Annotated in this window: 23 protein-coding genes; 22 read left to right on the forward strand and 1 reads right to left on the reverse strand. The window is 63.2% G+C overall.

Translation table 11 applies throughout. The features are described 5' to 3' along the window. The first annotated feature begins 20 nt into the window (after positions 1 to 20). The 19 genes from rplB (at position 21) to map (ending at position 11,033) form a co-directional block, all read left to right on the forward strand. The gene (gene rplB / locus OJ996_RS04675; RefSeq protein ID WP_264511698.1) at positions 21 to 863 is read left to right on the forward strand and encodes a 50S ribosomal protein L2; all 843 of its coding nucleotides are present in this window, start codon (positions 21 to 23) and stop codon (positions 861 to 863) included. A gap of 18 nt (positions 864 to 881) precedes the next feature. Then, a complete protein-coding gene (rpsS, locus tag OJ996_RS04680; RefSeq protein WP_264511700.1) occupies positions 882 to 1,151 on the forward strand; it encodes a 30S ribosomal protein S19 in 270 nt (89 codons plus the stop codon). Positions 1,152 to 1,178: 27 nt separating this feature from the next. After that, positions 1,179 to 1,898: an FtsB/FtsL family cell division protein gene (locus tag OJ996_RS04685; protein WP_264511702.1), complete on the forward strand. Its 720-nt coding sequence runs from the start codon at positions 1,179 to 1,181 to the stop codon at positions 1,896 to 1,898. A gap of 38 nt (positions 1,899 to 1,936) precedes the next feature. After that, positions 1,937 to 2,332 (forward strand): 50S ribosomal protein L22, encoded by a 396-nt coding sequence (gene rplV, locus OJ996_RS04690; RefSeq protein ID WP_264511704.1) that lies wholly within the window; start codon positions 1,937 to 1,939, stop codon positions 2,330 to 2,332. Positions 2,333 to 2,356: 24 nt separating this feature from the next. After that, positions 2,357 to 3,076: a 30S ribosomal protein S3 gene (gene rpsC, locus OJ996_RS04695; protein ID WP_264511707.1), complete on the forward strand. Its 720-nt coding sequence runs from the start codon at positions 2,357 to 2,359 to the stop codon at positions 3,074 to 3,076. Positions 3,077 to 3,121: 45 nt separating this feature from the next. Next, on the forward strand, positions 3,122 to 3,541 hold the full coding sequence (gene rplP / locus OJ996_RS04700; RefSeq protein WP_169454389.1) for a 50S ribosomal protein L16: 420 nt from the start codon (positions 3,122 to 3,124) through the stop codon (positions 3,539 to 3,541). A 27-nt stretch (positions 3,542 to 3,568) separates the two neighbouring features. Further along, positions 3,569 to 3,775, forward strand: a complete 207-nt coding sequence (rpmC, locus tag OJ996_RS04705) for a 50S ribosomal protein L29 (protein WP_264511709.1) — start codon at positions 3,569 to 3,571, stop codon at positions 3,773 to 3,775. A gap of 40 nt (positions 3,776 to 3,815) precedes the next feature. Further along, a complete protein-coding gene (rpsQ, locus tag OJ996_RS04710) occupies positions 3,816 to 4,085 on the forward strand; it encodes a 30S ribosomal protein S17 (protein WP_264511711.1) in 270 nt (89 codons plus the stop codon). 50 nt (positions 4,086 to 4,135) lie between these two features. Then, on the forward strand, positions 4,136 to 4,501 hold the full coding sequence (gene rplN / locus OJ996_RS04715; protein ID WP_264511713.1) for a 50S ribosomal protein L14: 366 nt from the start codon (positions 4,136 to 4,138) through the stop codon (positions 4,499 to 4,501). A 22-nt stretch (positions 4,502 to 4,523) separates the two neighbouring features. Then, positions 4,524 to 4,751, forward strand: coding sequence for a 50S ribosomal protein L24 (rplX, locus tag OJ996_RS04720; protein ID WP_264511715.1), 228 nt, complete (start codon positions 4,524 to 4,526; stop codon positions 4,749 to 4,751). A 60-nt stretch (positions 4,752 to 4,811) separates the two neighbouring features. Next, on the forward strand, positions 4,812 to 5,393 hold the full coding sequence (rplE, locus tag OJ996_RS04725) for a 50S ribosomal protein L5 (protein WP_264511718.1): 582 nt from the start codon (positions 4,812 to 4,814) through the stop codon (positions 5,391 to 5,393). Between the two features lie 27 nt (positions 5,394 to 5,420). Beyond that, positions 5,421 to 5,819, forward strand: a complete 399-nt coding sequence (gene rpsH / locus OJ996_RS04730) for a 30S ribosomal protein S8 (protein ID WP_264511720.1) — start codon at positions 5,421 to 5,423, stop codon at positions 5,817 to 5,819. 27 nt (positions 5,820 to 5,846) lie between these two features. Continuing rightward, positions 5,847 to 6,386 carry a 50S ribosomal protein L6 gene (gene rplF, locus OJ996_RS04735; protein WP_264511722.1) on the forward strand — a complete coding sequence of 180 codons (540 nt, stop codon included), beginning with the start codon at positions 5,847 to 5,849 and terminating at the stop codon, positions 6,384 to 6,386. A gap of 17 nt (positions 6,387 to 6,403) precedes the next feature. Continuing rightward, entirely contained in the window at positions 6,404 to 6,763 is a 360-nt protein-coding gene (gene rplR / locus OJ996_RS04740; protein WP_264512187.1) for a 50S ribosomal protein L18, read from the forward strand. Between the two features lie 15 nt (positions 6,764 to 6,778). Further along, positions 6,779 to 7,450, forward strand: coding sequence for a 30S ribosomal protein S5 (gene rpsE / locus OJ996_RS04745; RefSeq protein ID WP_345783761.1), 672 nt, complete (start codon positions 6,779 to 6,781; stop codon positions 7,448 to 7,450). 77 nt (positions 7,451 to 7,527) lie between these two features. Continuing rightward, positions 7,528 to 7,980: a 50S ribosomal protein L15 gene (rplO, locus tag OJ996_RS04750; protein ID WP_264511724.1), complete on the forward strand. Its 453-nt coding sequence runs from the start codon at positions 7,528 to 7,530 to the stop codon at positions 7,978 to 7,980. 101 nt (positions 7,981 to 8,081) lie between these two features. After that, entirely contained in the window at positions 8,082 to 9,581 is a 1,500-nt protein-coding gene (secY, locus tag OJ996_RS04755) for a preprotein translocase subunit SecY (protein ID WP_264511726.1), read from the forward strand. A 23-nt stretch (positions 9,582 to 9,604) separates the two neighbouring features. Then, on the forward strand, positions 9,605 to 10,258 hold the full coding sequence (locus OJ996_RS04760) for an adenylate kinase family protein (RefSeq protein ID WP_264511728.1): 654 nt from the start codon (positions 9,605 to 9,607) through the stop codon (positions 10,256 to 10,258). Further along, the gene (map, locus tag OJ996_RS04765; RefSeq protein WP_264511730.1) at positions 10,251 to 11,033 is read left to right on the forward strand and encodes a type I methionyl aminopeptidase; all 783 of its coding nucleotides are present in this window, start codon (positions 10,251 to 10,253) and stop codon (positions 11,031 to 11,033) included. Before OJ996_RS04760 ends, map begins: the two co-directional genes overlap by 8 nt. Positions 11,034 to 11,050: 17 nt before the next feature. Here map and OJ996_RS04770 read toward each other — a convergent pair whose 3' ends face one another. Beyond that, on the reverse strand, positions 11,051 to 12,055 hold the full coding sequence (locus tag OJ996_RS04770) for an N-acetylmuramoyl-L-alanine amidase family protein (protein ID WP_264511732.1): 1,005 nt from the start codon (positions 12,053 to 12,055) through the stop codon (positions 11,051 to 11,053). A 157-nt stretch (positions 12,056 to 12,212) separates the two neighbouring features. Here OJ996_RS04770 and OJ996_RS04775 point away from each other — a divergent pair, with 157 nt between their 5' ends. From OJ996_RS04775 to OJ996_RS04785, 3 genes are all read left to right on the forward strand, one after another. After that, positions 12,213 to 13,064, forward strand: a complete 852-nt coding sequence (locus OJ996_RS04775; protein ID WP_264511734.1) for an SMP-30/gluconolactonase/LRE family protein — start codon at positions 12,213 to 12,215, stop codon at positions 13,062 to 13,064. A gap of 69 nt (positions 13,065 to 13,133) precedes the next feature. Beyond that, a complete protein-coding gene (locus tag OJ996_RS04780) occupies positions 13,134 to 16,175 on the forward strand; it encodes a DUF1553 domain-containing protein (protein WP_264511736.1) in 3,042 nt (1,013 codons plus the stop codon). Next, positions 16,172 to 17,632, forward strand: coding sequence for a DUF1501 domain-containing protein (locus tag OJ996_RS04785; RefSeq protein WP_264511738.1), 1,461 nt, complete (start codon positions 16,172 to 16,174; stop codon positions 17,630 to 17,632). Before OJ996_RS04780 ends, OJ996_RS04785 begins: the two co-directional genes overlap by 4 nt. Positions 17,633 to 17,696: the final 64 nt, after the last annotated feature.

Raw genomic sequence — 17,696 nt, forward strand, 5'->3', positions numbered from 1 at the left:
GAACCAACCTCACCAGAGCCATGCCTCTCAAGGAGTTCACACCGAATACCCCGTCCGAACGCTACAAGGTGCTTCCGTCCTTCGACGAGATCACCAAGCACAAGCCGGAGAAGAGCCTTCTGACCCCGCTCAAGAAGAGCGGCGGCCGTAACAACACCGGCCGTATCACGACCCGCCACATCGGTGGTGGTCACAAGCGTCACTACCGCCTGATCGACTTCAAGCGCGGCAAGTACGACGTGGCCGCGACCGTGGTCGGCATCGAATACGATCCGAACCGCACCTGCCGCATCGCGCTGATCCAATACAAGGACGGCCAGAAGAGCTACATCCTCGCCCCTGCCGGCCTGGAAGTCGGCGGCACCGTGGTGTCCGGCGAGAAGGCCGCCCCGAAGGTGGGCAACGCGATGCCGCTCAAGAGCGTCCCGCTCGGCACCGCGATCCACAACATCGAGCTGATCCCCGGCAACGGCGGCAAGGTCGCCCGCGCCGCTGGCCAGCAGGCCGTGCTCTCCAACCGCGAAGGCGGCTGGGCGCTGGTCAAGATGCCTTCCGGTGAGATCCGCCGCTTCAACGAGAACTGCTTCTGCACGATCGGCACCGTGGGCAACCGCGACCACATGAACGAAGTGTCCGGCAAGGCCGGCCGCACCCGCTGGCAGGGCGTCCGCCCGACCGTCCGCGGCATGTGCATGAACCCCGTCGACCACCCGAACGGTGGTGGTGAAGGTAAGTCGAAGTCCGGTGGTGGTCGCCAGCACCTTCTCAGCCCCTGGGGCCACGCGAAGGGCCAGAAGACCCGCAAGCCGAAGAAGCAGACCTCGACCTTCATCGTCGAAAGCCGCCACAGCAAGAAGCGCTAATCTTTACCTAACGAACCTATGCCTCGCTCTCTCAAGAAGGGTCCGTACATCGACCAAAAGCTTCTGACCAAGATCGACGTGGCGATCGCCGCGAACGACAAGAAGCCGATCAAGACCTGGAGCCGCGCCTCCATGGTCACCCCGGACTTCGTGGGCCTGAACTTCGCCGTGCACAATGGCAAGACCTTCGTCCCGGTGTATGTCACCGAGAACATGGTCGGCCACAAGCTGGGTGAATTCGCCCCGACCCGCCTGTTCCGCGCTCACGGCGGTATCGGCAAGAAGTAAGAATTGTCCGCACGCCTTTCCGCCGCCATGCGCCTCCGCCGTTCCATCGCACTTACCGCCGCAGCCTCCGGGTTGTTCGCGGGGGCGTGGACCTGCGCCGCGCAGGAGGCGGATGTGGCCGCGCTCCAATCGACTATCGAGGCGCTCCGCCAGCGCAACGAGTCGCTCGAGAAAAGCATCCTCGAAGCCAACCGCGCCGAGAAGGAAGCCTCCGAGCAACTCGCCCGCGTGCGGCAACGTCTCGAGGCGCTGGGCCGCGACCTCCTCGATGGCGGCGACGAGCGTCTGGTCCAGGCCACCGCGGATCTCCAGATCCTCGGCAGCCGGGTCTCGAACCTCGAAGGTGCTTCCAGCCGCCTGATCGCGGTGGTGTCCGACTACCTCCGCCAGGCGGTGGCCGCAGACCCGGAAGCCCGGCTTCGTGTCGAAACTGCTATCAGGGAGCTTGACTCCCTGCTGGGAGTGGTGCAGAAGCCCGCCCCCGCGGCCACCGGTTCCGCCGGTAACGCCAAGGTAATGAACGTCGATCCTCAAAGCGGCCTGCTCGTCCTGAACATCGGGGAGAACCAGGGCGCGCGTATCGGCACCACTTACCGCCTCGTCCGTGGGGAACAACCATTCGGCTCCGCCATCGTGGCCGACGTCCGCCGCAACGTGTGCGGTGCCTTTGTCGAGGAACTCGACCCGGGAGCCGACCCGGTCCGCCTCGGCGATTCCGCCATTCTGATCACACAGCCCGGCCGCTGACGGCCCCTTTTCCCGCAACCTTTCACCGACCCAGATCCATGGAAGTCAAGAGCAGCAGCAAATACGTCCGCCTCTCCCCGAAGAAGGCACGCGACGTCGCCCGTGAAATCCAGGGCCTTCCCGTGTCGAGCGCGCTCGACATCCTTACCTTCACCCCGAAGAAGGCGGCCGCCCTCATCAACAAGACGCTCAAGACGGCCATCGCCGATGCGGAGCACAACTTCTCCCTCAGCGCCGAGACGCTGATCGTGAAGGAAGCCGTGATCGGAGCGGGTCCGGTGCTCAAGCGCTTCTCGCCCCGTGCCAAGGGCTCGGCGGGCGGCATCCTGAAGCGCACCAGCCACATCTACATCACCCTGGCCGAGGCTCCCGAAGGCGGTGCCAAGCCGAAGAAGATCAACGTTTCCAAGAAGGCAGCCAGCAAGGACGCCTGATCCCACCACTCACCGCACCTTATCATGGGCCAGAAAGTCAACCCCATCGGTTTCCGCCTCGCCGTCTCCAAAGATTGGCGCTCCAAGTGGTTCGCCTCCGGCAAGGATTACGCCGAGAAGCTCCACGAGGACCTGAAGATCCGCGGCTACATGCGCCAGCGCCTGCAGTTCGCCGCCTTGGCCCGCGTGGTCATCGAGCGTGCTTGGAATAGCGTCCGCGTGACCCTGCACACCTCCCGCCCGGGCCTGATCATCGGCCGCAAGGGTTCGGAGATCGAGCGCATGACCAAGGAGCTTTCCGACATCTGCAAAGGTGCCCAGGTCAAGATCGACATCGTCGAGATTCGCAAGCCGGAGCTGGATGCCCAGCTCATCTGCGAGCAGGTTGCCGTGCAGCTCGAGCGTCGTATCTCGTTCCGCCGCGCCATGAAGCGCGCCGTGCAGACCGCCATGGACTTCGGTGCCGACGGCATCCGGATCCGTTGCGCCGGTCGCCTCGGCGGTGCGGACATCGCCCGTTCCGAGTGGTACCGCGAAGGCAAGGTGCCGCTGCAGACCCTGCGCGTGCCGCTGGACTACGGCTTCGCCGAAGCCCGCACCGTTTACGGCATCATCGGCATCAAGTGCTGGGTGAACAAGAAGGAAGACGACGGCAGCTCCCCGCGCCCCGAACGTGGCGGTGACCGCCGCGACCGCGACAACCGCGGTCCCCGTGGCCCGCGTCCGCCGCGTGGCAACCAGTAAGACTAACATTTCAACTTAACCATTTTCCCCAAGGAGGACTGAGCCATGCCCTTGATGCCAAAACGCACGAAGTTCCGGAAGTCGCACCGCGGCAGCCGGGCTGGCAATGCACAACGCGGAACGACCGTTGCCTTCGGTGACTTCGGTCTCCAAGCGCTCGACCGCGGCTGGATGACCAACCGCCAGATCGAAGCCTGCCGTATCGCGATCAACCGCTTCCTCAAGCGTAAAGGTAAGGTCTGGATCCGGATCTTCCCGCACAAGTCGATCACCGCCCGTCCGCCGGAAACCCGTATGGGTAAGGGCAAGGGCGCCGTCGAGGCCTGGGTCGCCGTGATCCGCCCCGGCAACATGCTGTTCGAAGTTGCCGGCGTGCCGGAGTCGCAGGCCAAGGAGGCCATGCGCCTTGCTTCCTACAAGCTCGGCCTTCCGACCCGCTTCGTCGTCCGCAACCCGCACGCCTGAGGCACCACCTTCTAAAGATCTACTGCCATGGCCAAGACCAAGTCCAAGGACACCAAGGAGCTCTCCGTGAAGGAGCTCGAGTCCAAGCTCCGCGACCTCAAGGAAGAGGGCTTCAACCTCCGCCTCCAGAAGGCTACCGGGACGCTTGAAAATTCCGCCCGCATCCGCACGGTCCGCCGCGAGGCCGCCCGTGTCCAAACCGCGCTCAGCAGCCACCGCAACAAGCAGGCCTGAGCCCGTCCGCACCCGCAGCAACCATTAGCGAAACATTTCCATGAGCGAGCAGCCCCAGGAGACCGCCAAGCACGTCCGCAAGACCCGCGTCGGCGTCGTCACTTCCAACAAGATGAGCAAGACCCTCGTGGTCGAGCACGTCGCCCGCGTCCCGCACCCGACCTTCAACAAGATCGTCAAGCGCTCCAAGAAGTACTACGTGCACGACGAGAAGGGTGAAGCCCAGATCGGCGACAAGGTCCGCATCGTCGAGACCCGCCCGATGTCCAAGCTGAAGCGCTGGGCCCTTGAGAAGGTGCTCTCGCACTAAGATTCCCCGCCGGTTCTACCGATCCTTTTACCACTTACGCCTTTCCCGCCATGATCCAGATGGAATCCCTTGTAACGGTCGCCGACAACACCGGCGCCCGCTCCGCCAAGATGATCGGTGTTCTCGGCAAGCGCTCCCGCACTGCCGGGATCGGTGACATCATCACCGCCCACATCCGCGACTCGATCCCGACCGCTTCGGTCAAGAAGGGCTCCGTCGTGAAGGCCGTGGTCGTGCGCACCGCTTTCCCGATCCGCCGTGCCGATGGCTCCGTGCTCCGTTTCGATGGCAATGCCATCGTCATCATCGACAAGGACAACAACCCCAAGGGCACCCGTATCTTCGGACCGGTCGCCCGCGAGCTGCGTGAAAAGCAGTTCATGAAGATCGTGTCCCTCGCTCCCGAGGTTCTCTGATCCTTCCCACCTCATTCCTGAAATGAAGAAGACTCACGTTAAGAAGGGCGATCAGGTCAAGATCATCGCCGGCAGTTCCAGAGGCAAGACCGGCACCGTGGTGTCCGTCGATGCCGCCAAGGGCAAGGTCGTCGTCGAAGGCGCCCGCTCCGTCATCAAGGCTACCCGCCCCTCCGAGAAGAACCCCGATGGTGGTTTGATCTCCCAGGACGGCGCCGTCCATATCTCCAATGTCCAGAAACTGGGCTGAGGCTACGGCCTCTGCCCGCGCTTAAGCGCAACAACCAAAGCGCTGACCCGCTGAAATCAAATGAGCACACCAGTACTGCAAAAGCACTACACGGATAAGGTGGCGCCGGCTCTCAAGGAGAAGCTCGGCTACGCCAATCCTCACCAGATCCCACGGCTTGAAAAGATCGTGGTGACCTCCTGCATGGGCAAGTCCCCGGACCGCAAGGTCGCGGTGGACGATGCCGTCGCGGAAATCGGCAAGATCACCGGCCAGAAGCCGTCGATCACCTTCTCGAAGAAGGCCGTTGCGAACTTCAAGCTGCGCGAGGGTGAGCCCCTCGGAGCGCGCGTGACCCTGCGCGGCGCCCGCATGTGGGAGTTCCTGCACCGCTTCATCAACATCACCACGCCGAACATCCGCGACTTCCGCGGGATCTCGCCGAAGAACTTCGACGGCCGCGGCAACTACGCCGTTGGCTTCGCCGACCAGTCCATCTTCCCGGAAATCGAGCTCGACCAGATCAAGCGCAACATCGGTTTCGACGTCATCTTCGTCACCTCGGCCAAAACCGATGACGAAGGCCGCGCCCTGCTCGCCGAGCTGGGACTGCCCTTCCGCGACATCAAGAAGGCGGAAGCAACCGAAGGCGCTGCCGCCTGATCCTGACACTCCCACAGAACCACCATCATGGCCGTTCTCACCGATCCCATTTCCGATTTCCTCACCCGCTTCAAGAACTGCTGCCGCGCTGGCAACGAGCAGTTCAAGGCTCCCTACTCCCGCATCAAGGCTGACATCGCCAAGATCCTGCAGGAAGAAGGCTACATCTGGGGCTACGAAGTCATCTCCGAATCCGGTCACCCGGAGCTCAAGGTCAAGGCCCGCTATGTCGATGGCCGCCCCGTGCTCACCGACCTGAAGCGCGTTTCCAAGCCGGGCCGCCGTGTCTACTGCGGCGCCAACGAAATGCCCCGTGTCCTCAACGGCCTGGGCATCGCCGTCATCTCCACCTCCAAGGGTGTCATGACCGGAGCCACTGCCAAGCGTAGCTCGCTCGGTGGCGAAGTCATCGCTCACGTCTGGTAAACCCCAACCCGAGAAAGGAAAACTACCATGTCACGAGTTGGTCTCAAGCCGATCTCCCTGCCCGCCAAGGTCAGTGTGAAGGTCGATGCCGGCAGCGTCGTTGTCGAAGGCCCGAAGGGTAAGCTCGATCTCGCGCTTCCCACCGGTATCTCCGTCAAAGCGGAAGATACGAGCGTCATCGTCGCCCGCGCCAGCGAAGCCCGCGCCCTCCGCGCTCTGCACGGCACCGTGCGCAGCCTGGTGAACAACATGATCACCGGAGTCTCCCAAGGCTTCGTCAAGGACCTTGAAATCCAAGGCGTCGGTCTCCGTGCCGCCGTCAAGGGCAAGGATCTCGACCTGTCCCTGGGCAAGTCCCACCCCATCCTTCACCCGATCCCGGCCGGTATCACCGTGACCGTGAACGAAAACACCAAGATCAAGGTGGAAGGTATCGACAAGCAGCTCGTCGGTCAGTTCGCTGCCGATGTCCGCGGCTACTACCCGCCGGAACCCTACAAGGGCAAGGGCGTCCGCTACGTCGGAGAACACGTCCGCCGCAAGGAAGGCAAGAGCGTCGGCAAGTAACCCCTTAATCTTTCGCTATAATGAGCAAGATCAATCGCAAGGAAGGACGCCGCCGCATTCACGCGCGCATCCGCAAGAAGGTCGCCGGAACCGCCGAGCGTCCCCGCCTCGCCGTGCATTACTCGAACCAGCACGTCTACGCCCAGGTCATCGACGATACCGCCGGTCGCACCCTCGTTTCCGCCTCGACCCTCGACAAGAGCATCGAGAAGGCCGCCTCCAACGTGGAATCCGCCGCGAAGGTGGGTGCGCTCGTCGCCGAGCGAGCGAAGGCAGCCAATGTCAGCGCCGTGGTCTTCGACCGCGGTGGTCACCTCTACCACGGCAAGATCAAGGCGCTGGCCGACGCCGCCCGCGAAGCCGGCCTCCAATTCTAATTTAGCGCAATCGTCATGGTATCTCCAGATTCGACTCCCAGCCCCGCCCCGCAGCAACCGCAAGGTCCGCAGCAGAACCAAGGCGGTGGCGGCTATCAACAGCGCGGCGGCTACGGCCAGCGCGGTGGTGGTGGCGGCTACGGTGGTGGTGGCCAAGGCCGCGGTCCCCGCGGTCCCCGCCGCGACGACCGTCAGCAACAAGAGACCGACGGCCCTCAGTTGGCCGAGAAGGTTGTCTTCATCAACCGATGCGCCAAGGTCGTGAAGGGCGGCCGTCGCTTCAGCTTCTCCGCACTCGTCGTCGCTGGCGACAAGGAGGGCAAGGTCGGCCTCGGCTTCGGCAAGGCCAACGAAGTGGCCGACGCCATCAAGAAGGCCGGTGAGTCCGCCAAGAAGTCGCTCAAGCCGATGAACATCGTGGAAGGAACCATCCCCCACGAAATCTACGCCGAGTTCGGCGGTGGCAAGGTGCTCCTCAAGCCCGCCTCGCCGGGAACGGGCATCATCGCCGGCGGTGGCGTTCGCGCCGTCTGCGAAGCCGTGGGCATCCGCGATATCCTCGCGAAGTCCATGGGCTCCTCCAACCACTCGAACGTGGTGAAGGCCACGCTCAAGGCGCTTACCCAGCTTCGCACCCGCGACCAGATCCTCGGATCCCGCGGCAAGAAGAAGGAAAAGGCGATCTAATCCATTCCGGATCCCGGGCGGTCGGAGCATGAATCCTCCGGTCGCCCGCTCTTCCACCACTCCATTTCTTTAGCAGAATGAAACTTCACACTCTCGCCCCGAACAAGGGTGCCAAGCATCGGGTCAAGCGCCTCGGCTGCGGCGAAAGCTCCGGCCACGGCAAGACCTCCTGCAAAGGCAACAAGGGCCAGAAGGCACGTTCCGGCAGCGGCACCCGCGTCGGTTTCGAAGGTGGCCAGATGCCCCTTCACCGCCGTCTGCCCAAGCGCGGCTTCAACAACATCAACTTCAAGACCAAGGTCGAAGTGGTGAACCTCGCCCAGATCGAAAAGGCCTTCAACGACGGCGACACCGTCACCGAAGAGGCCCTTCGCAAGGCAGGTCTCATCAACCGCGCCTGCGACGTCGTGAAGGTGCTCGGCCAAGGCGACCTGACCAAGAAGCTGGTCTTCGCCGTGGGCACCCTCAGCGCCTCCGCCAAGGAGAAGGTTGAGAAGGCCGGCGGCAGCGTCCAAGCAGCCGAAGCCTGATGCTCTGTTTGATCCCCACATGACGGGTCTCCGGTGAGGAAGCGCTTGAACGCTTCCTCTCCGCGTTTACAAACCCGTCGCTTTTTGCATCCCGATTACCCATGATCTCCGCTTTTGCGAATACTTGGAAGGTGCCGGAACTCCGTGACCGGATCCTCTTCACCCTCGCCATGATCATCATCGTGCGCCTCGGGGTGCACATCACCCTCCCGGGTGTCGATGCCGGCGTGATCGAGAAGTGGATGGAACACGCCGCGAAGCAGCAGGGCGATGGCGGTAACGCCTTCGGTGCCATGCTTACCATCTTCGCCGGTGGTGGCCTCCAGCAGGCGGGTATCTTTGCTCTCGGGATCATGCCGTATATCTCGGCATCGATCATGGTCCAGCTCATGACCGCGGTGGTGCCGAAGCTGGCCCGCCTCGCCCGTGAGGATGGCGGCCGCCAGAAGATCACCCAGTACACGCGCTACATCACGATCGTGATCGCGCTGGTGCAGAGCTTCTTCGTGGCCCGCTCGCTGGCGAATCCGGAGACCCTCTTCTACATGCCGGGTATCGATGACGAATCGAAGTTCGGCGTGCTGGTCCCGGATCCTTCCACGCTTTGGTTCGCGCTGATCGTGATCACCCTCGTTGCCGGCACCCTTCTGCTGATGTGGATCGGTGACCAGATGACGGAGCGCGGTATCGGTAACGGTACCTCGATCATCATCACGGTGAACATCATCTCGGCCCTGCCGGGTGCGCTGGTCCAGACCTGGCAGCACTTCGTCACCGGGGATGACGTCAGCCCGTTCCGCTCGGTCATGCTGGTCGTCATGATCGCGATGCTCCTGCTCGTGATCGCTGGAACCATCGCCATCACCCAGGCCCAGCGCCGGATCGCGGTCCAGTATGCGAAGCGCGTCGTCGGCCGGAAGCAATTCGGCGGCCAGACCCAGTATCTCCCGCTGAAGGTGAACTACGCCGGCGTGATGCCGATCATCTTCGCCACGGCGATCCTCTCGCTGCCCGCGATGATGCTCACCTGGTTCTTCAAGGGCGCTCCTTGGGCGGTGAAGCTCCAGACCCAGCTCAACCCCGGCGGCACTTGGTACTACATCCTCGGCGGTATCTTCATCTTCTTCTTCTCCTACTTCTGGGTGGCTACCATGTTCCAGCCGTCCCAGATCTCGGAAGACCTGAAGCGCAACGGCGGCTACGTCCCCGGCGTGCGCCCGGGCAAGCCCACCGCGGACTTCCTCGACTTCACGATGACCCGCCTGACCTTCGCGGGTGCCATCTTCCTCACCCTGATCTTCGTGCTCCCGGCCTTCATCGGTCACTTGGTGAGCCTGCCGCCCGGATCGATGGTGCTGCAGTTCTTCGGCGGCACCAGCTTGCTGATCTTGGTGGGCGTGGTGCTCGACGTCATGCGCCAGGTGGAGACCCACCTGCTGCAGCGCCACTACGATGGCTTCCTGCGCAAGGGTAAGATCAAGGGTCGCTACGACCGTCTTGCCCAGACGGGGAATGCAGCTTCCAGCACCGCGCTGGTTTACCTCTGGGCCGTGATCGGCCTGATCGTGGTGGTGGCGGCGGCGGCGTGGATCGCCAAGTGATTCGCCCCATCCCGCCGGAGCTCATGCCACATCGACTCGTTCTTCTCGGTCCCCCTGCCTCGGGCAAGGGGACACAGGGGCGCCGCTTGGCCGAGGATCTCGGACTCGCCTACCTCAGCACCGGTGCCCTGCTCCGCTCCGCGGTCGAGCAGGGGACGGAGCTGGGCAAGCAGGCCGCGCCCGTCCTTGAGCGCGGCGAATACCTGTCCGACGAGCTGATGTGCTCGATCATGGGCGAATGGCTCGGCCGTCAGAAGGGCGGCTGGGTGCTGGACGGATTCCCGCGCAGCATCACCCAGACCGACTTCCTTTCGGCATGGCTGGCGGACAAGAGTCTGAAGCTCGATGCCGCGATCTTGCTGGAAGTGCCGCTGGACGAGTTACTCATCCGTCTCGGCAACCGGATCGAATGTCCGGAGTGCCGCTGGTCCGGTCGCAAGCAGGACCTGAACGGCGCCGACCGCTGCCCGGAGTGCGGTGGCGTTCCCGCTCCGCGTGCCGACGATACCCCTACGAATTTCCGTTCCCGCCTTGCGGAGTACGAGGAGAACACGCTACCCGTCGTCTCCCGCTACGAGCAGGAAGGCCTGCTCCATCGTTTCGATGCAACCCGCGGTCCCGATGAAGGAGCGAAGCGCCTTCTCGAACTCGTGAAATCCCTCAAGTCCCATGGCTAGGCGGCATAAGATTAAGATCAAGACCCCGCATGAGATCGGCAAGATGCGGGTCGCGGGCCAGGCTGCCAGCGAGGTCCTCATGGAACTCGTGAAGGCGGTCGAGCCGGGGCGCACCACCTTGGAGATCGACCAGCTTGCCAAGGAGCTGATGAAGGAGCGCGACTGCAAGAGCGCCTTCCTCGGCTACCGCGGCTTCCGCGGCCAGATCTGCATCTCGGTGAACGAGGAGATCGTTCATGGCATCGGCGGTCCCCGCAAGATCCAGCCCGGCGATGTGGTGAAGCTCGATGTCGGCGTGGTGAAAAGCGGCTTCATCGGCGACAATGCCATCACGGTGGCCGTCGGTGAGATTGCCGAGGAAACCCGCCGCCTGCTTGTCGCCACGGAGGAGTCCCTTTTCGCAGCGATCAATCACGCCCGCGCCGGGGAACGCCTCGCGGATCTGTGTGGCGCAGTTGAAGAGCATGTCCGCCCGCTCGGTTTCACCGTGGTCCGCGAGTTCGTCGGTCACGGCGTCGGCCGCGATCTCCATGAGGAGCCGCAGGTCCCGAACTACCGCCCGCAGGGCAAGAGCCCGATCCTCGAACCGGGCATGACCCTCGCCATCGAGCCGATGGTGAATGCGGGCACGGCTTCCATCCGGATCCTGGATGATGGCTGGACCGTCATCACCACGGACAAGAAGCCTTCCGCGCACTTCGAGCACACCGTTCTCGTCACGGATGGCGAGCCAGAGCTGCTCACCTGGCGCCCGCGCGGCGTTCCGGGTCTCTAAGACTCCGAGGCGTCGCTTCAGGGCTTTGTCACCGGCTTCTTCGTCACCGCGGCGCGGTAACGTTCGATCGCCTCGGCGATGCCCGTGCTCACCGCATTGCGGTAAGCTTCCGTGTGGATCAGGCGCGCCTCGTAGCCGTGCGTCATGAACCCGCACTCCACCAGGATGGAGGGGTGACGTACCCCGGTCAGCACGCTGAAACGCGCGCGCTTGATGCCGCGGTCGAAGGTGTTCTTGCCCAGCCGGCGGGTCATGCAGCCGTGCACCGCAGTGGCCAGCGCCACATTCGCGGAGTCATGGCTATTGCCCGTACGCTCTTGGAAATCGCTTTGGTTCAGGCCGCGACCGTAGTGCGCCACACCAATTGGCGAGAGGGTGAAGGTCTCGATCCCGCGCGCCGCACTGCCGCCGGAATTGTGATGGATCGAGATGAAGATCGCGTTGTCGCGCACCCGGTTCGCCACGTCCACCCGCTCCTGCAGGGTCAGGTAGCGGTTGGTCTCCCGCGTCATGATCACCTTGTAGCCGCGCTTCGCGAGCATGCCCTTGAGCTTCTCGGCGATCATCAGGTTATAGACCGCCTCCGTGCCCAGCGCATTCGTGGCTCCCGGATCCTTGCCGCCGTGGCCGGCGTCGATGATCACCGTTTTGAAGTTCCCGGCATTGTCGATGTAGCTCGGGCGTAGCACGGGATCGACCAGCTTCGCGAGATCGATGCGGGAGATCCATGCCTTCCCGCCCATCTCCTCCACCTTGTAGCTGAAGACGAATTTCACGCCGTTCATCAGGCACTCCTGCCCGCCCACGCGCATCTTCAGTTTGATCTTCTTGTTCTCCAGCACCACCTCGTTGCCGGAGCGGCTCAGGGATTCGAAGCCGTAGAAAGTCTTCATCCCGTCCACCGCGACATAATCGCGACCGTTGATCGGCTTCGTGTCCCACTGCGCGGACACGGGAGCGATCACGCCGAACCAGAGCAGGACGGCGAGGATAAGGGGGCTTTTTGCGAGTCGGGACGACATGACAAGTTAGGCGCGGGGGCGCTGCTTTGGGTTCGGCCCCCGGTCGATAGGGCCTGATTTCTACGCCCTTCCGCGGCGCATGACAAATCCGTTTTCCATGAATTGCTTGACCTCCTTTGGGCTTTTCGCGGGCTCCTCCTCCCGTAGTTTCCCGGCCATGGTGATCGAAACCGTCGGCAATTATCGGGCGAAGTGGGGCGAGGGCTCCCTGTGGTGGAATGGAACTCTTCTCTATGTGGACATCGAGGCGCACCGGGTGATCCGCTTCGATCCCGCCAGCGGCGAGGAGAAGATTTGGGAGGTCGGCGAGCGCGTCGGCACCGTGGTCCCGCGCGAGGCCGGCGGCCTGGTCATCGCCGGGGACAATGGGTTCCATTTCCTCGATGAGGCCAATGGCAAGCTCAGCGCCATCGGCGATCCCGAGCCGGACAAGAAGCCGGACAACCGCTTCAACGACGGCAAATGCTCTCCGGACGGCCGCTTCTTCGCCGGCACCATCAGTCTGGTGAAGAAGACTGGTGATGCCCGCCTCTACCGCCTCGATCCCGACCGGACGATTCACGAGGTCTTCGGTCCCGTCACGAATTCGAACGGCATCGTGTGGAGCGCGGACGGCCGCACGGTCTATTACATCGATACCCCGCGCAAGGAGGTGCTCGCCTTCGACTATGAGGCGGGCCATCTCACGAATCTTCGCAGTGTTGTTTCGACCGCGCATCACGAGGCTTCCCCGGACGGCATGACCATCGATGCGGACGGCAATCTCTGGATCGCCTTCTGCCACGGCGCCTGTGTCGCCTGCTTTAGCCCGCTGAGTGGGGAGGAGCTGCGGAAGGTCGATCTGCCCTGCTTGGAAACGACTTCCTGCGCCTTCGGCGGCCCGGATCTTGCCGATCTCTACGTGACCACCGGCCTGCACAAGAGCGTGGTGGAGGAGGATGCCGGTCGCCTTTTCGTGATCCGCGGCTTGGGGATCAAGGGCCTCCCCGCCCACGCCTTCGCCGGGTAGCCGCTTTGGGTGAATCTGCCGTCGTTGTGAAACGATTGGCGCTTTGCTAGGGTAAAGATCGCGATCCTGATGTCGCGATTTCTGCTCATTCCTGCGCTTGCTGTCGCTTCTGCCGCCAAGGCCGAGGTCTCGTATGCGTATGAGATCCGGCCGATTCTCTCGGACAAGTGCTTCGCCTGCCACGGGCCGGATGGCGGGAAGCGCGAGGCGGACCTGCGACTGGACACGGCGGAGGGTGCCACTGCGAGCGCGATTGTGCCGGGAGATCCGGGTAAGTCGGAGGCATGGCAGCGCATCCTTTCGCAGGATCCGGAGGAGCTCATGCCTCCGCCTTCATCGCACCTCAGCCTCACCAACGCGGAGAAAGCTCTGATCAAGCGCTGGATCGAGGAGGGCGCGAAGTATCAGCCGCATTGGTCCTTCCAGCCGCTGCCGGAGAGCGTGGCGGTGCCGCAGCCGCAGGATGCCGCTTGGGGGACCCAGACACTCGATCGCTTCGTGCTCGCGCGTTTGGAGCAGGAGCAGCTCAAACCTTCTCCTGCGGCGGATCCCTTGCGTTGGCTGCGGCGGGCCAGCCTGGATCTCACCGGGCTGCCGCCGACGACGGAGGAGATCACGAACTTCCAAGGTGCTGCGGCGACGGACTTCCCGGCGGCGAAGGCCGCGGCGGTGGAGCGCCTGCTCGCCAGCCCGCGCTTCGGCGAACACTTCGCGGTGCCGTGGCTGGATGCAGCACGTTATGCCGACTCCTACGGCTACCAGTCGGATCAGCTCACCGCCTTCTGGCCGTGGCGGGATTGGGTGCTTCGATCCTTGAATGAGAATCTGCCGATCGACCGCTTCATCTCCTGGCAGGTCGCCGGTGATCTCCTGCCGGATGCCACGCGCGAGCAGAAGCTGGCTACGACCTTCAATCGCCTGCACCGTCTGACGAATGAAGGCGGCTCGGTGGCGCAGGAGTTCCTCGTCGAGAACATGGCGGACCGCGTCCACACCTTCGGCTCGGTCTTCCTCGCGCTGACCATGGAGTGTACCCGCTGCCATGATCACAAGTACGACCCGATCGGCATGCGGGACTACTACTCGCTGGGAGCTTTCTTCAATTCGATCCCGGAGCGCGGCTTCTACACCTCGCAGGGCATCCAGCCCTCGCCCGGACTCCTGCTGCCGAATGCGGAGCAAGAGTCGGCGATGGCGGCGGCGAAGGAGAGGATATCGGCTGCCTCCGCGGCGGTGGAGGCTCGCCGTGCGGCTTCGGATCCGGAACTAGACGCTTGGCTGGCGGGCGCACCTGTTGCGCCGCTGGGAGTGGATCTGGTATCGCATCAGACCTTCGATGACGGAGTAGTAAAGCTGGATGGGGACAGCGGCGTGCCCTTGCCCGGAGTGCTAGCCCATGATCGCTGCGACCCTTTCAGTGTGGATCTGGTAATCCGCGATACGGTGGCGAATCCCGAGCCGGTGATCCTGCTTCATCGCAGCTTTGGCACGGATGTGGGTTACAATGGCCTGGAGTTGTTCCTCGCCGGCGGGCGCTTGGAAGCTCGTGTGGTGCGGGATTGGCCGGGAAATGCTTTGGGAGTGAGGAGCGAACCGGTGGTTACGAAAGATCAATGGGTGCGGATCACATGGACCTACGATGGGTCTAGTAATACGAACGGGATAAAGCTGTATGTCGATGGCAAGCCTGTGCCGGTCGAGATCACGGCGGATGAGATCTACAAGTCAATCGCTACGCCGAGTCATGGTGATGGCACGGCGACCATCGGTCAGCGCTTCCGGGATCGTGGCTTCGCCGGTGGTGAGGTGGATGAGATCCGGGTCTTCAAGCGTGAGCTCGGATCCTTGGAAGTGGCGGCTTTGCAAGATCCGGCAGCTTGGCAGGCAGCCTTGGCCGATCCCGTGGCTCATCGTGCGGAGTTGCGGGAGGCGTGGCTAAGGTCGTCGGATACGGCATTCCGCGAGGCATTGGAGAAGCTTCGGCTTGAGCGTTCGGCCCTGATTGCGGCGGAGGAGAAAGTCTTCGAGATACCCGTGATGAAGGAAACACCGCATCCTGTTCCGGCGCATGTCCTGGCACGAGGTGCCTACGATGCACCTCGTAGCAAAGAGAACGAAATCGGGCGAGATGTCTTCTCTCAGATCCTGATTCCCTTTCCGGAGGATGCGCCGCGAGACCGTCTTGGTTTGGCCAAGTGGCTGGTCGATCCGCGGCATCCGCTGACATCGCGGGTCTTCGTGAACCGGGTGTGGGCGAATTTCTTCGGCAGCGGGATCGTGGAGACCACGGACAACTTCGGGCTTCAGGGCTCGCTGCCGAGTCATCCGGAGCTGCTCGACTGGTTGGCCCGGGACTTCATTTCCGGAGGCTGGGATCTCAAGAAGCTGTGCCGCAGCATCGTGCTGAGCTCGACCTACGGTCAGGATAGTAGAATGCGCTCGGATCTCGCCCGGCGTGATCCTGCAAACCGCCTGTTGGCGCGCGCGACTTCGCGGCGATTGTCTTCCGAGCAGATCCGCGACCTTGCGCTGGCGTCCTCGGACTTGCTCCAGCAGCAGGATGGCGGACCGCCGGTTTCACCTTATCAGCCCGGTGGCGATTTGTGGCGGGAGTCGAACTCGATGTCGCCCGCCTATCATCAATCGAAGGGGGCGGACCTCTACCGCCGCTCGCTTTACTCGGTATGGAAGCGCACCGCGCCGCTGCCGAACATGCTCGCCTTCGATAGTCCCACGCGCGAGGTCTGCACCATCCGCAGGCCACAGACAAACACGCCCTTGCAGGCCTTGGTGCTTTTGAACGACGAGCAGTTTGTCGAAGCGGCGCGCGCTTTGGCAATGAAGGTCTCCTCGCTCCCTCCAGAACGCAGGTTTGCCGAGGCCTTCATCGCCGCAACATCCCGTCCTCCCACGGATAAGGAAGCCGCGCTCCTAGATGCGCTTCACCGCGAACAACTCGAGCTCTTCAAGGCCACACCTGAGGAGGCGAAGAAGATCCTCGCCATCGGCGAAGGCCCCGCGCCACCCGATCTCGATCCCGTCGAAGCCGCGGCTCTCACCGTCGTCTGCCAAGCCATTCTCAACCTCGATGCATCCGTTTGGAGCCGATGAACACGACCCTTGATTCCTTCGCCGGTCTGACGCGTCGCCACTTCTTCAAGGCCGGGGCCTCGGGAATCGGTGGCGCTGCACTCGCTTCGATGTTCGGAGAGAGTCTCTCTGCGGCGGCCCCGTCCTTCGCTCCGAAGGCGAAGCGCATCATCTACCTGTTTCAGTCGGGTGGTCCGGCTCAACAGGACCTCTTCGATCACAAGCCGCTCCTGATCGAGAAGAACGGCGAGCCGCTGCCCGATCACGTCCGCGGCGGCCAGCGCCTCACCGGCATGTCCGCGCAGCAGGCCTCGATCCCGCTGGCGGGCAGCCACTTCAAGTTCGCACAGCACGGGCAGTCGGGCGCATGGGTGTCGGAGCTGCTGCCGCACACCGCCGCGATCGCGGACAAGCTCTGCTTCGTGAAGTCGATGTTCACGGACGCGATCAACCATGACCCGGCGATCACCTTTTTCCAGACGGGTTCGCAGATCGCGGGGCGGCCCTCGATCGGGTCCTGGCTGTCCTACGGCCTCGGCTCGGACAACGCGAACCTGCCAGCCTTCATCGTGCTGGTCTCGGCAGGGCAGGGGGATCAGCCGCTCTATGCCCGCTTGTGGGGAAATGGCTTCCTCGATTCGAAGTATCAGGGCGTCCAATTCCGCTCGGGGAAGGATCCCGTGCTCTATCTCTCGAATCCCGATGGCATCTGCCGCTCCGGCCGTCGGGCGATGCTCGACAAGCTTTCCGATCTCAACCGTCTGCAATTCGAGAGCGAGCTCGATCCGGAGATCGAGTCACGCATCGCCCAGTACGAGATGGCCTATCGCATGCAGGCCAGTGTGCCGGAGATCACCGATCTTTCCGGCGAGCCGGAGTCGGTCTATCAGCTCTATGGCGAGGATAGCCGGAAGCCCGGCACCTTCGCCGCGAACTGCCTGCTGGCCCGGCGTCTTGCGGAGCGCGGGGTCCGCTTCATCCAGCTCTATCATCAGGGCTGGGACCAGCATGACAATCTGCCCGGTGCGATCCGGGGCCAATGCATGGAAACAGATCAGGCCTCCGCCGCGTTGGTGCGGGACCTGGAACAGAGAGGTCTCCTTGAGGACACGCTGGTGATATGGGGCGGAGAGTTCGGTCGCACCTCCTACTCGCAGGGGAAGCTGACCAAGGATAACTACGGCCGAGACCACCACCCGCGCTGCTTTACGATCTGGATGGCGGGCGGTGGGATCAAGCCGGGCATCTCACATGGCCACACCGATGCCTATGGCTACAACATCGCGGATGCGGACGGGAATCCGCTGCACGCGGATAAACACGTCTACACCCCGGGGGCGGTGCACGTGCATGACCTGCAGGCCACCATCTTGCACCTCATGGGGGTGGATCATACCGCGCTGACCTATCTCCATCAGGGGCGGCGCTTTCGCCTGACCGACGTGCACGGGCACGTGGTGAAGGAGTTGCTGGCCTAGGTGCCACCGCTTTCGCAGGAAATTCACCACCTCTTCTCGCTTGCTTCTGACTTGCCGGAAATTG

It is taken from the genome of Luteolibacter rhizosphaerae (assembly GCF_025950095.1).
Classification (GTDB): Bacteria; Verrucomicrobiota; Verrucomicrobiia; order Verrucomicrobiales; family Akkermansiaceae; genus Haloferula; species Haloferula rhizosphaerae.

Bases quoted from the DNA above. Each gene is read 5' to 3' on its own strand.
- OJ996_RS04760 (WP_264511728.1), top strand. From the start codon at position 9,605: ATGCCACATCGACTCGTTCTTCTCGGTCCCCCTGCCTCGGGCAAGGGG.
- rpsS (WP_264511700.1), top strand. From the start codon at position 882: ATGCCTCGCTCTCTCAAGAAGGGTCCGTACATCGACCAAAAGCTTCTG.
- rplF (WP_264511722.1), top strand. From the start codon at position 5,847: ATGTCACGAGTTGGTCTCAAGCCGATCTCCCTGCCCGCCAAGGTCAGT.
- rplX (WP_264511715.1), top strand. From the start codon at position 4,524: ATGAAGAAGACTCACGTTAAGAAGGGCGATCAGGTCAAGATCATCGCC.
- rpmC (WP_264511709.1), top strand. From the start codon at position 3,569: ATGGCCAAGACCAAGTCCAAGGACACCAAGGAGCTCTCCGTGAAGGAG.
- rplV (WP_264511704.1), top strand. From the start codon at position 1,937: ATGGAAGTCAAGAGCAGCAGCAAATACGTCCGCCTCTCCCCGAAGAAG.
- rpsH (WP_264511720.1), top strand. From the start codon at position 5,421: ATGGCCGTTCTCACCGATCCCATTTCCGATTTCCTCACCCGCTTCAAG.
- map (WP_264511730.1), top strand. From the start codon at position 10,251: ATGGCTAGGCGGCATAAGATTAAGATCAAGACCCCGCATGAGATCGGC.
- secY (WP_264511726.1), top strand. From the start codon at position 8,082: ATGATCTCCGCTTTTGCGAATACTTGGAAGGTGCCGGAACTCCGTGAC.
- OJ996_RS04780 (WP_264511736.1), top strand. From the start codon at position 13,134: ATGTCGCGATTTCTGCTCATTCCTGCGCTTGCTGTCGCTTCTGCCGCC.
- rplB (WP_264511698.1), top strand. From the start codon at position 21: ATGCCTCTCAAGGAGTTCACACCGAATACCCCGTCCGAACGCTACAAG.
- rplP (WP_169454389.1), top strand. From the start codon at position 3,122: ATGCCCTTGATGCCAAAACGCACGAAGTTCCGGAAGTCGCACCGCGGC.
- OJ996_RS04685 (WP_264511702.1), top strand. From the start codon at position 1,179: ATGCGCCTCCGCCGTTCCATCGCACTTACCGCCGCAGCCTCCGGGTTG.
- rpsQ (WP_264511711.1), top strand. From the start codon at position 3,816: ATGAGCGAGCAGCCCCAGGAGACCGCCAAGCACGTCCGCAAGACCCGC.
- OJ996_RS04785 (WP_264511738.1), top strand. From the start codon at position 16,172: ATGAACACGACCCTTGATTCCTTCGCCGGTCTGACGCGTCGCCACTTC.
- rpsE (WP_345783761.1), top strand. From the start codon at position 6,779: ATGGTATCTCCAGATTCGACTCCCAGCCCCGCCCCGCAGCAACCGCAA.
- rplN (WP_264511713.1), top strand. From the start codon at position 4,136: ATGATCCAGATGGAATCCCTTGTAACGGTCGCCGACAACACCGGCGCC.
- OJ996_RS04775 (WP_264511734.1), top strand. From the start codon at position 12,213: ATGGTGATCGAAACCGTCGGCAATTATCGGGCGAAGTGGGGCGAGGGC.
- rplO (WP_264511724.1), top strand. From the start codon at position 7,528: ATGAAACTTCACACTCTCGCCCCGAACAAGGGTGCCAAGCATCGGGTC.
- rpsC (WP_264511707.1), top strand. From the start codon at position 2,357: ATGGGCCAGAAAGTCAACCCCATCGGTTTCCGCCTCGCCGTCTCCAAA.
- rplE (WP_264511718.1), top strand. From the start codon at position 4,812: ATGAGCACACCAGTACTGCAAAAGCACTACACGGATAAGGTGGCGCCG.
- OJ996_RS04770 (WP_264511732.1), bottom strand. From the start codon at position 12,055: ATGTCGTCCCGACTCGCAAAAAGCCCCCTTATCCTCGCCGTCCTGCTC.